This window comes from Mesorhizobium sp. LSHC420B00 (assembly GCF_000503055.1).
In the GTDB taxonomy this organism is placed as follows: Bacteria; Pseudomonadota; Alphaproteobacteria; order Rhizobiales; family Rhizobiaceae; genus Mesorhizobium.
Genome location: NZ_AYVY01000011.1, coordinates 120,342 through 133,252, shown reverse-complemented (window position 1 = coordinate 133,252; position 12,911 = coordinate 120,342). Strand labels below are relative to the sequence as shown.

Here is a 12,911-nt window from a genome sequence, read left to right as displayed (position 1 = left end):
GTCCTCTCACGCCCGGCCCGAAAGATCGTGATGCACCGAACTGTGAACCAGCCTTGCCTAGGGCACATTGCCTGTGAAATAGATTCACCAATGGCCAGGCCCGACATCAACCGCTCCGGCGAGATCGAAGTGTTCGTCCGCGTCGTCGAGGCCGGCAGCTTTTCGGCCGCTGCACGTGCGCTGCGCATGAGCCCGTCGGCGGTTAGCAAGCTGATCGCGCGGCTGGAGGGGCGTCTTGGCGCCCGGCTGGTCATCCGCTCGACGCGCAAGCTGCGACTGACCCCGGAAGGGGCGGCCTTCTTCGACAGCGGCGTGCGCATCCTGGCCGACATGGCGGTAGCCGAGCGCGAGGCAGCGGCGGGTGCCGCGCCGCGTGGCCGGCTGCGGATCAATAGCTACGTGCCTTTCGGGCAGCACCGGCTGATCCCGCTTTTGCCGCGTTTTCTAGAACGATACCCCGAAATCTCGGTCGATCTGGTGTTGACCGACAGTGTTATCGACCTGATGGAGGAGCGCGCCGACGTCGCCATACGTGCCGGCCCGCTCGGCGAATCACGGCTAGTGGCGCGCAAGCTCGGGCAGAGCCGGGTGGTCGTCGTTGCCGCGCCATCGTATCTCGAAGCGCGTGGCACACCCAAGACGCCCGCCGATCTCGATCGTCACAACCGGATGGGCTTCTGTTTCGTGCGCCACGTCGAGGGCTGGCCTTTTGTCGACGCGGCCGGCAAGCCGATCACCATATCGATCGTTGGAAACACGCTGGTCAGCGACGGCGAGGCGATGCGGTTGATGGCGCTCTCAGGGGCGGGCATCGCCCGGCTGGCACGCTGGCACGTGGAGGCCGACATTGCCGCCGGCCGGCTGCTGCCGCTGCTGGAAGAGTTCAACCCCGGCGACGAGGAACTGACCCATGCGGTTTATGTCGGCCAAGGCAAGCATTTGCCGGCGCGGGTACGGGCCATTTTAGATTTCCTGGCCGAAACCGCGCGGCTGGGCTGAAGCGGAAGGCATTCGGGAGCCACTTGGCTCCCGAATTTGGCTGCCGAAATGTCACGTCGACAAGGAACTACTTCTTTGGCGTGAACGGCGCCGGCCTGCGGCCCGCCGCCTGGCGTTCGAGCATCCAGCCCGGATATTCGGGCGGGAGCGCGCTGACTTCGTCGAGACGAGCAAGATCGTCGGCATCGAGCTTCAACTCGGTCGCCGCAAGGTTCTGTTCCAACTGGTCCATGCGGCTGGCGCCGATGATGACGCTCATCACGAACGGTTTGGCCAGGACAAAGCCGAGCGCCACCGTGGCGACGCTGACGCCGTGCTGGGCGGCGATCTCGCGCATGACGGCGACCGCTGCCCAGGCACGGTCCTCATTGACCGGCGGGAAATTGAAGCTGGCGCGGCGACCTTCGCCATTGCCGGGGGCACCGGGTCCGTACTTGCCCGAGAGCAGGCCGCCCGCCATCGGTGACCAGACCATCAGCCCGAGCTTCTCCTCGTTGAGCAGCGGCACGATCTCGCGCTCGAGATCGCGGCCAGCGATCGAGTAATACGATTGGACGGTTTCGAAACGGGCAAAGCCCTTGCGCTCGGCAATACCCAACGCCTTGGCGATGCGCCAGGCCTGCCAGTTCGAGACGCCGACATAGCGGACCTTGCCAGCGGCAACCAGGTCGTCGAGCGCCCGCAGCGTTTCGTCTATCGGCGTGACCGTGTCGGTGCCGTGCAGCTGATAGAGATCGATATGGTCCAGCTGCAGCCGTTCGAGGCTACCTTCGACCGAATCCATGATATGGCCGCGCGAAGAACCGCGCTGGTTCGGGCCGCCGCCCATGGCGCCGTGAACCTTGGTGGCGATGATCACGTCCTGCCGATTGACGCCGAGATTTCTCAGCGACTGGCCGAGAAGCCGTTCCGAGGCGCCGAAGGAATAGACATCCGCCGTGTCGAAGAAATTGACGCCGGCGGCGAGCGAGCGGGCGACGATCTCGTCGACGCCCTTCTGGTCGAGGCTGGCGATCAGGCCCCATTGGGCATTCTCGCCGGCCGCGCCGAATGTCATCGTACCGAGGCAAAGTTCGGAGACGAACATCCCCGTATTTCCAAGTTGATTGTAACGCATGGTGGCTCCAGAGGCTTTGGGATAACTCGAACCATATAGGAACGAAACGTTCCGTTTCTATTGCTGGCATAGTCAGCGTCAGCCTGTGGCCTAAGGCCGGCTGCGCCTCATCTGGCGCCGAAAATCGCCGATCCAACCCTGACACTTGTCGCGCCGAAGGCGATCGCCGTTTCGTAGTCGCCGGACATGCCCATAGAGAGCTTGTCAACGCCGGCCTCAAGCCCAAGCTTTTCTAGCAGCGCGAAATGCGGACCGGGGTTCTCGTCCGCCGGCGGAATGCACATCAGCCCTTCGATGGCGAGGGCGTGAACCGAGCGGCAGCGGGCCACGAAGGCGACGGCCTCGCGCGGCTCGATGCCGGCCTTTTGCGGCTCCGAGCCGGTGTTGACCTGGACGTAGAGCCTTGGCGTCCTGCCCTGCCTGGCGATTTCCTTGCCGAGTTCGGCGGCGATCTTTTCACGGTCGACGGTTTCGATGACGTCGAACAGCGCCACCGCTTCCTTTGCCTTGTTCGATTGCAACGGCCCGATCAGGTGCAGCTCGATGTCGGGGAAAGCTTCCTTCAGCGCCGGCCACTTGGCTTGCGCCTCCTGGACGCGGTTCTCGCCGAAGACGCGCTGGCCGGCCTCGATAACCGGACGGATATCGGTGGCATCGAAGGTTTTCGAGACCGCAACCAGCGTCACCGCCCCGGCCTCGCGTCCGGCCTCGCGCTCGGCAGTGGCGATCCTTGCCTTGACGGTGAAAAGCTGTTCGACGGCGCTCGCCATGCCTATATCCTGCCTGTGTTTGGCTTTTCGCCGGATCGCCGCAGTTGACGGGTCCGGTAATCCATGGTGAACACCGCGACGACATTTCCTGAGCCGCCCGGGCATTGTCCGGCGGCTCGCGCATGCTTTTAAGTGAAAAACACCCGATGGCAACCGAACGATACAATCCGCGCGCGTCAGAGCTCAAATGGCAGAACGCCTGGGACGCCAAGAAGCTGTTCGAAGCCGACAACGATGACCCGCGCCCGAAATACTACGTGCTGGAGATGTTCCCCTATCCATCGGGGCGCATCCATATCGGCCATACCCGCAACTATACGATGGGCGACGTGGTGGCGCGCTACAAGCGGGCCAAGGGTTTCAACGTGCTGCACCCGATGGGCTGGGACGCCTTTGGCATGCCAGCCGAAAACGCAGCAATGCAGAACAAGGTCCATCCCAAGGACTGGACCTATCAGAACATCGCTGCCATGCGCGAGCAACTCAAGGTCATGGGCCTGTCGCTCGATTGGGCACGCGAGTTCGCTACCTGCGATGTCGATTATTACCACCGCCAGCAGATGCTGTTCCTCGATTTCGTCGAGAAGGGCCTGGTGACGCGCAAATCCTCCAAGGTCAACTGGGATCCGGAGGACATGACGGTGCTTGCCAACGAGCAGGTCATCGACGGGCGCGGCTGGCGCTCGGGCGCGCTGGTGGAACAGCGCGAGCTGACGCAATGGTTCTTCAAGATCACCGACTATGCGCAGGATCTGCTGGATTCGCTCGACCAGCTCGACGACTGGCCGGAAAAAGTGAAGCTGATGCAGGCGAACTGGATCGGCCGTTCTGAAGGCCTGCTGATCCGCTGGCCGCTGGCCAAGCCAGTCGCCGGCGAGCATGAGCTCGAAGTCTATACGACAAGGCCCGACACCATCTTCGGCGCCTCCTTCATGGCGATTGCGGCCGACCATCCGCTGGCCAAAAAGGCGGCCGAAGACAATCCGGCGCTGGCAAAGTTCATCGACGAGGTCCGCCACATGGGCACGTCGGTGGCGGCCCTGGAGACGGCCGAGAAGAAGGGCTTCGATACCGGCATCCGCGTCGTCCATCCGTTCGACGAGAAGTGGACGCTGCCCGTCTACGTCGCCAATTTCGTGCTGATGGACTACGGCACCGGCGCCGTTTTCGGCTGCCCGTCCGGTGACCAGCGCGACCTCGACTTCGCCAACAAATACGGCCTGCCGGTCATTCCAGTGGTGATGCCGGAAGGCGAGAATCAAGGAAGCTTCCAGATCATCGACGAGGCCTATGTCGGCGACGGCGTGATGATCAATTCGCGCTTCCTCGACGGCATGAAGCCGGATCAGGCATTCGACGAGGTGGCGAAGCTGCTCGAACAGAAGACCATCGGCAACCGGCCGATGGCCGAGCGCAAGGTGAATTTCCGCCTGCGCGACTGGGGCATTTCGCGCCAGCGCTATTGGGGCTGCCCGATCCCGATGATCCATTGCGAGGATTGCGGCGTTGTGCCGGTGCCGAAAGCCGACCTGCCGGTCAGGCTGCCTGACGATATCGAGTTCGACCGGCCGGGCAATCCGCTCGACCGTCATTCGACATGGCGGCACGTCAAATGCCCGCGTTGCGGCAAGGATGCGCGGCGCGAAACCGACACGATGGACACGTTCGTCGATTCGTCGTGGTATTTCGCGCGCTTCACCGCGCCCTGGGCCAACGATCCGACCGATCCCAAGGCCGCGACTGAATGGCTGCCGGTCGACCAGTATATTGGCGGCATCGAGCACGCCATTTTGCACCTGCTCTATTCGCGCTTCTTCACCCGCGCCATGCGCGAGACCGGCCATGTCGATCTCGCCGAGCCGTTCAGGGGCCTGTTCACGCAAGGCATGGTGGTGCACGAGACGTATCGGGTTGGCGGCGCCTCGAACGGCCGCTGGCTTGCGCCCAGCGAGGTCAGGCTGGAGGACGCCGACGGCAAGCGCCGCGCCTTCGAAATCGCCACTGGCGAAGAGGCGGTGATCGGTCCGCTCGAAAAAATGTCGAAGTCGAAGAAGAATACCGTTAGCCCGGAAGAGATCACCGACGGCTACGGCGCCGATACGGCGCGCTGGTTCATGCTGTCGGACTCGCCGCCCGAACGCGATGTCGAATGGACCGACGAGGGTGCGGCCGGCGCGCATCGCTTCATCCAGCGCATCTGGCGGCTGGTGTTGACGGCTGCCGATTCGCTCGCCGGAGTTCGGCCAGAGGCGGCGAAGGACGGCGAGGCCGGAACAGTGTCCAAGGCCGCGCACAAGATCCTCAAGTCTGTCGGCGAGGATATTGAAAAGCTCGCCTTCAACCGTGCCATCGCCCGTATCTATGAGCTCGCCAATGCCTTGACCGTACCGCTCAACGAGGCAGCCGAAGGCAAGGCCGGTCCGGCGCTCCAAGCGGCCTGCCGTGAAGCCGTCGAGATCCTGGTGCACCTGATCGCGCCGGTCATGCCGCATCTGGCCGAGGAGTGCTGGCAGACGCTCGGCGGCACCGACCTTGTCGCCGAACGGCCCTGGCCGGACTACGATCCCTCGCTTGTCGTCGACGCCGAGATCGTGCTGCCGGTCCAGGTCAACGGCAAGAAGCGCGGCGATTTGACAATTGCCCGCGACGCGGACCAAGGTGCGGTCGAAAAAGCGGTTCTGGCTCTCGACTTCGTGCAGAAAGCGCTCGAAGGTAAGGCGCCGCGCAAGGTGATAATCGTGCCGCAGAGGATCGTCAATGTTGTTGCCTGATCCGAAAAAAGCGGAGCTGACGCCGCGCCGTATCATGCTCTACGGGCTGCTCGCTTCGGTGGCGCTGGTTTCCGCCTGCACGGTGCGGCCGCTCTATTCAAGCGCGCCGCTGATCGCCGGCTCTCAGGTCGGCGCTGCTGCCGAACTGGCATCGATCTCGGTCAAGCCGGTCAAGACCCGCTACGCCCAGCAGGTCCGCAACAATCTGATCTTCGCGCTCGGCCAGGGCGCCGGCGAGCCTGCTTCGCCGGTCTATTCGCTTGATCTCGGCGTCTCCGAACTCGTCGAATCGGCGGCAATCGAGCAGGTCACGACCGACGAGGACGAGCCGACCGCCGGCACAGTGACGCTGACCGCCAACTATGTGCTGAGCGATGCCAAGACCGGCACGGTCATAGCGAGGGGCAAGCGCTCTATCCCGTCCTCATACGATAGGCCGCGCCAGGAATTCGCGTCGTATCGGGCGCAGATCGACGCCGAGAACCGCGCGGCGCGCGAACTGGCGGATGTGCTGCGGCTGTCGATCGCCCAAGATCTGATCAAGCACGGCAAGCCGGCGGCAAGCTAGGTCTTTCCATCCTGGATTGAAGCGCTCCGTCTGTGGCGGATTGCGCTGTCAGCAAAAGGCCGATTGCTCGGCCTTTTTTGTTCGACGTAGGACATTTCGCTTCAGCCGATCTTCTGGCCGGTCTTTGCCCAGTCGGCGAGAAACTGCTCCAGGCCCTTGTCGGTCAGCGGGTGCTTGACCAGCGCCTTGAGCGTCGCCGGCGGGGCGGTGATGACGTCGGCGCCGATCAGCGCCGCCTGTTTGACATGGTTCACCGTGCGCACAGAAGCGGTCAGGATTTCGGTCTGGAAATCATAATTGTCGTAGATGGTGCGGATATCGGCAATCAGTTCCATGCCGTCCCAACCGCTGTCGTCGATGCGGCCGACGAAGGGCGAGATGAAGGAGGCGCCGGCCTTGGCGGCGAGCAGCGCCTGGGTGGCCGAGAAGCACAGCGTGACGTTGACCATGCGGCCGTCCGACCGGATGTCCTTGCAGGCTCTCAGGCCGTCGAGCGTCAGCGGCACCTTGATGCAGACATTGTCGGCGATCCTGGCCAGGATCTTGGCCTCCGCCATCATATCCTTGTACTCGGTGGCAACGACTTCGGCTGAGACCGGTCCCTTGACGATCTCGCAGATCTCTCTGGTGACGTCGGCGATCTTGCCGCCCGATTTCAGGATCAGCGACGGATTGGTGGTTACGCCGTCGAGCAGCCCCAAATCGTTCAGCTCACGGATTTCCTTGACATCGGCGGTGTCGACAAAAAATTTCATGGCGGTCTCCTGAAGATTTTTCATGTGCAGGTCATGCACATTCGGGGTCGGACTTTGATCTAGACCAAAGTCGGGGCAAGGTCACGCCTCATGATCGAAGATTCGCCCTTTGTCGCGGCCGCACCGGTGCTGGTCCCAATGCCTGCTGAGCGCCCCTACACCTATGCTGTGCCGGCTGGCATGCGCATGGTGCCGGGCTCGATCGTGCGCGTTCCGCTTGGGCCCCGCCAGGTCGCCGGCATCGTCTGGGACGGCGCCGTCGAAAAGGTCGACGCGAAGAAATTGCGGCCGATCGAGCAGGTTTTCGACTGCCCGCCGATCGACCGCGCGATGCGGCGTTTTGTCGATTGGGTGGCGCAGTACACGCTGTCGCCGCCCGGCATGGTGGCGCGCATGCTGCTCAGGGCGCCGGAGGCGTTCGATCCGGAGCCGTGGATCGAAGGGCTGCAGCGCACCTTCGCCAAGCCCGACCGGATGACGGAGGCGAGGACGCGCGTGCTGGAAACGGCCGAAGGTGGGCTCGCCTGGACGCGGTCGGGCCTGGCGCATGCGGCAGGCGTGTCGTCGACGGTGGTGGACGGGCTGAGGGCGCAGGGGGTATTCGAGACGGTGATGATCCCGCCGCGGCCGGTGGTCGCAGCACCCGATCCCGGCTACGCCGTGCCGGCACTGATGCCCGACCAGAGCGATGCCGCCGAGATGCTGCGCGCCAATGTCGCGGCCGGCATATTCGGCGTCACCCTGCTCGACGGTGTAACCGGATCCGGCAAGACGGAGGTCTATTTCGAGGCGGTTGCGGCCGCGCTCGATCGCGGCACGCAAGTGTTGATCCTGCTGCCGGAAATCGCGCTGACCCACGCCTTCCTCGAGCGCTTTCAGGAGCGGTTCGGCGCCAAGCCGGCTGAGTGGCACTCGGACCTGCCGCCAAGAATGCGCGAAAAGGTCTGGCGGCAGGTGGCGGAAGGCGGCGTGCGGGTGGTCGCAGGCGCGCGCTCGGCGCTGTTCCTGCCGTTCAGGGAGCTTGGGCTGATCGTCGTCGACGAAGAGCACGACCCCGCCTACAAGCAGGAGGATCGCGTCTTTTACAACGCGCGCGACATGGCCGTGGTGCGCGGCCATATCGGCGGGTTTCCGGTCGTGCTCGCCTCGGCGACACCGTCGGTCGAAAGCCGGGTCAATGCCAGCCAGGGCCGCTACAGCAGGGCGGTGCTTTCGGCGCGCTTTGCCGAGGCGGCACTTCCCGATCTCAAGACGATCGACATGCGCCGTGCGCCGCCTGCACGCGGCGGCTTCCTGTCGCCTGTACTGCTCGGCCATATACGGCAGACGCTGGAAAGAAAGGAACAGTCGCTGCTGTTTCTCAACCGGCGCGGCTATGCGCCGCTGACGCTCTGCCGGGTCTGTGGCCACCGCTTCGGCTGTCCGGTCTGCTCGGCCTGGCTGGTCGAGCACCGCTTTCGCGGTCAGCTCGTCTGCCACCATTGCGGGCACAATGAACGCCGGCCCGAGGCCTGCCCGGAATGTGGCACGCTCGATCATCTGGTCGCCTGCGGGCCGGGCGTAGAGCGCATCGCCGAGGAGGTCGTCGCGCATTTCCCTGATGCCCGCACCATCGTACTGTCGTCCGACCTGATGGGCGGCGTGCGGCGGCTGCGGCTCGAGCTCGAAGCCATAGCCAATGGCGAGGCCGACATCGTCATCGGCACGCAACTCGTCGCCAAGGGCCACAATTTCCCCAACATGACGCTCGTCGGTGTCGTCGATGCCGATCTCGGCCTGGCCAATGGCGACCCACGCGCCGCCGAGCGCACCTTCCAACTGCTCAGCCAGGTGACCGGCCGCGCCGGCCGCACCGGCAAGAAGAGCCTTGGCCTGCTGCAGACTTTCCAACCCGACCACCCGGTGATGCGGGCGATCGTCTCCGGCGATGCCGAGGCCTTCTACGAGCGCGAGATCGCCGAACGCGAGCGGGCGGGGCTGCCGCCCTTCGGCCGGCTCGCCGGCGTCATCGTCAGCGCGGCGACTCGGGCGGAAGCCGAAGGGCACGCCCGCGGCCTGCGCCGTGCCGCGCCGCAAGCCATCGACCTGTTCGTCCTCGGTCCGGCCGAGGCGCCGCTGTCATTGATCGGCGGCCGCCATCGCTTTCGCCTACTGATCCAGGGCGAGCGGCGCGCCGACATGCAAGGGTTCATCCGCACCATGCTGGCCGAGGGACCGAAGATAAGGGCCTCGGTGCGGGTCCAGGTCGATATCGACCCGCAAAGCTTTTTGTAAGGTGTCGATTACCCTTTCGAGACGCGTTCGGTGAATGGGTTCAGGTAAGGCACGTCGAGAATCGCAAAATGCCGGGTGTTGGCCGTCAAAACTGACAGGCCGTGCAAACGGGCGGTAGCTGCGATCAGAATGTCCGCCAGTCCCGGATTGGCGCCTCTGGCGATAGTGGCGTCTTCCAGTTTTCCGGCTTCTCGCGCGATTGCTAAATCGATGGGAAGGATGCGCTGGTTGAACTCTAGAAGCAACCTTTCGAACCACTCATTGATGCGCTCCGCCTTCATATGCCCGCCCGCCCGCTTCAGTTTCGCGATTCCTCGTTCCACCTCCAAGATGACGATCGACGAGAGCTGCCAAGAGCCGCGTTCTCCTTGTACAGCAACCCAGTTCTGCACGTGTGACGGAAGCAGAGGCCGACCAGGTGCAAATGCCGAGAGAAAAGACGTATCAAGCAGATAGCCGGTCAAAACTCCACTTCCCGCGACGGCGATTCGTTTCGCTCAAGCTCGATGCCGCCTGGATACCGAAGCAGGAAATCCACGAAGTCTTTTTGGCTGTTCTGCGGATAAAGTTTCCGTCCCTCACCGATTGGCACCACCATGACTGCGGGCTTGCCGTGCTTGGTGATAACCGTGGGCTCACCGTTCTCAGCGGCCTCCACGAGCGCGGAAAGGCTGGCCTTTGCCTCTCGCAGTTGCATCGTCTTCATGCGCGGAACCCCTTGTGGTCTCATGTAGTCACAATATAGGAATTGTGCAGAAAAAAACAGCCCATTGTTTAACGTCCTGTTAGCCCGGTCGAGACAACGGTCGCGCTCGCGTTGAGCTGACGCGCCCTGCAAATTGCCGACGGCCCATCTGGCGCATGTCAGTTGCTTCGCTAGAATGCCCGAAATTTTGAATATCCATTTACGAGGGGACAAGGATGGAATTTGCGTTTCCATGGCCGATGAGCCAGGGCGAGTGGCTGGCATGGTCGAGCGCGGTCGCGACTCTATTGCTCGGCCTGTTGCTATTCCTGGCTCCACAGCTGGCGTTCCGCATCCTGCGGCTGCAGGTCAGACCGGAGAAGGCAGCGGCGATCGCCGAGGGGCGCGGCCGGATGTCGGGCTTCTATCTCGGCGTCAGCCTGTGCTGCATCCTCTTGGCGCAGCCGCTGCTCTACATGGCGCTCGGCTTCTCCTGGCTATTCACCGCCTTCGGCCGGCTGCTGTCGATGATGTCGGACGGCGCCAATACGCCGTTCAACTGGGCATCCATCGTCGTCGAGCTGGTGCTGGCGGCGCTGCCGCTCGCGTTCGCCTTCGGCTTTTTGCCCTGAATCACAGAGCAATCCGGGGTTGGTTGCTGAACTCGGCGAGCGGATGCGACAATAGTGCCTGAAAACCATGCCGGACGACGCATTGCGGTCTGAAAATGCCTGTGCTAGACGGCAATCGACTTTCGACCGGGGATAGCGGAAGCCGCGCCTCCGTGCTTGGAAAAATGCAGTAAGGTCAAAGATTTAGCCAGAGTTTTTGCTCGCGCCAACAATCTGCGGCCTGTCAGACAAGAGAAAAGACGGTCCGTGGCCCAATCGTCATCGCCAATCTCAGGTGTCGCAGAACGCTATGCGGGTTCGCTGTTCGAACTCGCGCTGCAGGCCAATTCGGTGGCCAGCGTCGAGACCGACCTCAACAGTTTCGAAGCGATGCTCGAAGGCAGCGCTGACCTTTCGAGGCTGATCAGGAGCCCGGTTTTCTCCAGCGAAGACCAGGCCAAGGCGATCGCCGCGATCGCCGACAGAGCGGGGATCACGGGCCTCACTGGCAATTTCCTGCGCGTCGTTGCCCAGAACCGCCGGCTTTTCGCCGTGCCAGGAATGATCAAGGCGTTCCGCCAGATCGCCGCCGAACACCGCGGCGAGACCGCCGCCGAGGTCACCTCGGCGCATGCGCTGACGCCTGCCCAGGAAACCGAGCTGAAAGCGGCGCTGAAAAGCGTCGCCGGCAAGGATGTGGCGATCACCGTCACCGTCGATCCGTCGCTGCTCGGCGGGCTGGTGGTCAGGATCGGCTCGCGCCAGATCGATACGTCGCTCAAAACCAAACTTAATTCGCTCAAGCTTGCACTGAAAGAGGTCGGCTGATGGACATCCGCGCCGCGGAAATTTCCGCAATTCTGAAAGACCAGATCAAGAATTTCGGCAAGGAGGCCGAGGTCTCCGAAGTCGGCCAGGTGCTGTCCGTCGGTGACGGCATCGCCCGCGTCTATGGCCTCGACAATGTCCAGGCCGGCGAGATGGTCGAGTTCCCCGGCGGCATCCGCGGCATGGCGCTCAACCTCGAAGCCGACAATGTCGGCGTCGTTATCTTCGGCGCCGACCGTGACATCAAGGAAGGCGATACCGTCAAGCGCACCGGCGCCATCGTCGACGCGCCTGTCGGCATGGGCCTGCTCGGCCGCGTCGTCGATGCGCTCGGCAACCCGATCGACGGCAAGGGCCCGATCCAGGCCACCGAACGCAAGCGCGTCGACGTCAAGGCGCCCGGCATCATCCCGCGCAAATCGGTGAACGAGCCGATGTCGACCGGCCTCAAGGCCATCGACGCGCTGATCCCGGTCGGCCGCGGCCAGCGCGAGCTGGTCATCGGCGACCGCCAGACCGGCAAGACCGCGATCATCCTCGACACCATGCTCAACCAGAAATCGGTGCACGACAACGGCCCGGAGAAGGAAAAGCTGTACTGCGTCTATGTCGCCGTCGGCCAGAAGCGCTCGACCGTGGCGCAGTTCGTCAAGGTGCTGGAAGAGCGCGGCGCGCTCGACTATTCGATCATCATCGCTGCGACCGCGTCTGATCCGGCGCCGATGCAGTTCCTGGCGCCGTTCACCGCCTGCACCATGGGCGAATATTTCCGCGACAACGGCATGCACGCGCTGATCAGCTATGACGATCTGTCGAAGCAGGCCGTCGCCTATCGCCAGATGTCGCTGCTGCTGCGCCGTCCTCCGGGCCGCGAGGCCTATCCGGGCGACGTTTTCTACCTGCACTCGCGCCTGCTCGAGCGCGCCGCCAAGCTCAACGACGACAATGGCGGCGGGTCGCTGACGGCGCTGCCGATCATCGAGACGCAGGCCAACGACGTGTCGGCCTATATCCCGACCAACGTCATCTCGATCACCGACGGCCAGATCTTCCTGGAAACCAATCTGTTCTTCCAGGGCGTCCGTCCTGCGGTCAATGTCGGTCTGTCGGTGTCGCGCGTCGGCTCTTCGGCGCAGATCAAGGCGATGAAGCAGGTTGCCGGGTCGATCAAGGGCGAGCTCGCGCAGTACCGCGAAATGGCTGCTTTCGCGCAGTTCGGCTCCGATCTCGACGCCGCCACGCAGCGCCTGCTCAATCGCGGCTCGCGCCTGACCGAGCTTTTAAAGCAGCCGCAATTCTCGCCGCTCAAGGTCGAGGAGCAGGTCGCGGTGATCTTCGCCGGCGTCAACGGCTATCTCGACAAGCTGGCGATCAACCAAGTCGGCAAGTTCGAGCAGGGGCTGTTGTCGCACATGCGCTCGGCCGGCAAGGACGTGCTCGACGGCATCCGCAAGGAGAAGGCGCTGTCCGACGATCTGCGCGCCAGGCTGAAGGCAGAGATCGACGCCTTCGCCAAGACCTTTGCTTGAGTGG

The 12,911-nt window shown here is 63.5% G+C and carries 12 protein-coding genes; 7 read left to right on the top strand and 5 right to left on the bottom strand.

All coding sequences use genetic code 11. From position 1 onward, the window contains the following. The first annotated feature begins 90 nt into the window (after nucleotides 1–90). The gene (locus tag X760_RS57240) at nucleotides 91–999 is read left to right on the top strand and encodes a LysR family transcriptional regulator (RefSeq protein ID WP_023719717.1); all 909 of its coding nucleotides are present in this window, start codon (nucleotides 91–93) and stop codon (nucleotides 997–999) included. Nucleotides 1,000–1,066: 67 nt separating this feature from the next. Here the strand turns inward: X760_RS57240 and X760_RS57235 are convergent, their stop codons facing one another. Together X760_RS57235 and X760_RS57230 are read right to left on the bottom strand one after the other, a co-directional pair. After that, nucleotides 1,067–2,116 (bottom strand): aldo/keto reductase, encoded by a 1,050-nt coding sequence (locus X760_RS57235; RefSeq protein ID WP_023719716.1) that lies wholly within the window; start codon nucleotides 2,114–2,116, stop codon nucleotides 1,067–1,069. A 107-nt stretch (nucleotides 2,117–2,223) separates the two neighbouring features. Further along, entirely contained in the window at nucleotides 2,224–2,886 is a 663-nt protein-coding gene (locus tag X760_RS57230) for a YggS family pyridoxal phosphate-dependent enzyme (protein ID WP_023719715.1), read from the bottom strand. A 146-nt stretch (nucleotides 2,887–3,032) separates the two neighbouring features. On the opposite strand from X760_RS57230, the gene leuS reads away from it, so the two are divergent. Both leuS and lptE read left to right on the top strand, forming a co-directional pair. Further along, nucleotides 3,033–5,657 carry a leucine--tRNA ligase gene (gene leuS / locus X760_RS57225; protein WP_023719714.1) on the top strand — a complete coding sequence of 875 codons (2,625 nt, stop codon included), beginning with the start codon at nucleotides 3,033–3,035 and terminating at the stop codon, nucleotides 5,655–5,657. Next, nucleotides 5,644–6,225 (top strand): LPS assembly lipoprotein LptE, encoded by a 582-nt coding sequence (gene lptE / locus X760_RS57220; protein WP_023719713.1) that lies wholly within the window; start codon nucleotides 5,644–5,646, stop codon nucleotides 6,223–6,225. Before leuS ends, lptE begins: the two co-directional genes overlap by 14 nt. A gap of 101 nt (nucleotides 6,226–6,326) precedes the next feature. On the opposite strand, the gene fsa is transcribed toward lptE, so the two are convergent. Then, the gene (gene fsa / locus X760_RS57215) at nucleotides 6,327–6,980 is read right to left on the bottom strand and encodes a fructose-6-phosphate aldolase (RefSeq protein ID WP_023719712.1); all 654 of its coding nucleotides are present in this window, start codon (nucleotides 6,978–6,980) and stop codon (nucleotides 6,327–6,329) included. A gap of 90 nt (nucleotides 6,981–7,070) precedes the next feature. On the opposite strand from fsa, the gene X760_RS57210 reads away from it, so the two are divergent. Beyond that, nucleotides 7,071–9,254, top strand: coding sequence for a primosomal protein N' (locus X760_RS57210; protein WP_023719711.1), 2,184 nt, complete (start codon nucleotides 7,071–7,073; stop codon nucleotides 9,252–9,254). An 8-nt stretch (nucleotides 9,255–9,262) separates the two neighbouring features. Here X760_RS57210 and X760_RS57205 read toward each other — a convergent pair whose 3' ends face one another. Then, nucleotides 9,263–9,718 (bottom strand): type II toxin-antitoxin system VapC family toxin, encoded by a 456-nt coding sequence (locus tag X760_RS57205; RefSeq protein WP_023719710.1) that lies wholly within the window; start codon nucleotides 9,716–9,718, stop codon nucleotides 9,263–9,265. Beyond that, nucleotides 9,715–9,960, bottom strand: coding sequence for a type II toxin-antitoxin system Phd/YefM family antitoxin (locus tag X760_RS57200; protein WP_023719709.1), 246 nt, complete (start codon nucleotides 9,958–9,960; stop codon nucleotides 9,715–9,717). Before X760_RS57200 ends, X760_RS57205 begins: the two co-directional genes overlap by 4 nt. Nucleotides 9,961–10,175: 215 nt before the next feature. On the opposite strand from X760_RS57200, the gene X760_RS57195 reads away from it, so the two are divergent. The 3 genes from X760_RS57195 to atpA all read left to right on the top strand — a co-directional run bounded on the left by X760_RS57195 (nucleotide 10,176) and on the right by atpA (nucleotide 12,907). Further along, complete coding sequence (locus X760_RS57195) at nucleotides 10,176–10,571, top strand: DUF4345 family protein (RefSeq protein WP_023719708.1); 396 nt, start codon at nucleotides 10,176–10,178, stop codon at nucleotides 10,569–10,571. A 246-nt stretch (nucleotides 10,572–10,817) separates the two neighbouring features. Continuing rightward, nucleotides 10,818–11,378, top strand: a complete 561-nt coding sequence (locus tag X760_RS57190; protein ID WP_023719707.1) for a F0F1 ATP synthase subunit delta — start codon at nucleotides 10,818–10,820, stop codon at nucleotides 11,376–11,378. Beyond that, nucleotides 11,378–12,907, top strand: coding sequence for a F0F1 ATP synthase subunit alpha (atpA, locus tag X760_RS57185; RefSeq protein WP_023719706.1), 1,530 nt, complete (start codon nucleotides 11,378–11,380; stop codon nucleotides 12,905–12,907). The genes X760_RS57190 and atpA overlap by 1 nt, the downstream gene beginning before the upstream one ends. The last annotated feature ends 4 nt before the right edge of the window (nucleotides 12,908–12,911 follow it).

Excerpts from the sequence above, each read along its gene's own strand:
- fsa (WP_023719712.1), bottom strand. The coding sequence starts at position 6,980 with ATGAAATTTTTTGTCGACACCGCCGATGTCAAGGAAATCCGTGAGCTG.
- atpA (WP_023719706.1), top strand. The coding sequence starts at position 11,378 with ATGGACATCCGCGCCGCGGAAATTTCCGCAATTCTGAAAGACCAGATC.
- X760_RS57200 (WP_023719709.1), bottom strand. The coding sequence starts at position 9,960 with ATGAAGACGATGCAACTGCGAGAGGCAAAGGCCAGCCTTTCCGCGCTC.
- X760_RS57210 (WP_023719711.1), top strand. The coding sequence starts at position 7,071 with ATGATCGAAGATTCGCCCTTTGTCGCGGCCGCACCGGTGCTGGTCCCA.
- X760_RS57195 (WP_023719708.1), top strand. The coding sequence starts at position 10,176 with ATGGAATTTGCGTTTCCATGGCCGATGAGCCAGGGCGAGTGGCTGGCA.
- leuS (WP_023719714.1), top strand. The coding sequence starts at position 3,033 with ATGGCAACCGAACGATACAATCCGCGCGCGTCAGAGCTCAAATGGCAG.
- lptE (WP_023719713.1), top strand. The coding sequence starts at position 5,644 with ATGTTGTTGCCTGATCCGAAAAAAGCGGAGCTGACGCCGCGCCGTATC.
- X760_RS57240 (WP_023719717.1), top strand. The coding sequence starts at position 91 with ATGGCCAGGCCCGACATCAACCGCTCCGGCGAGATCGAAGTGTTCGTC.
- X760_RS57235 (WP_023719716.1), bottom strand. The coding sequence starts at position 2,116 with ATGCGTTACAATCAACTTGGAAATACGGGGATGTTCGTCTCCGAACTT.
- X760_RS57230 (WP_023719715.1), bottom strand. The coding sequence starts at position 2,886 with ATGGCGAGCGCCGTCGAACAGCTTTTCACCGTCAAGGCAAGGATCGCC.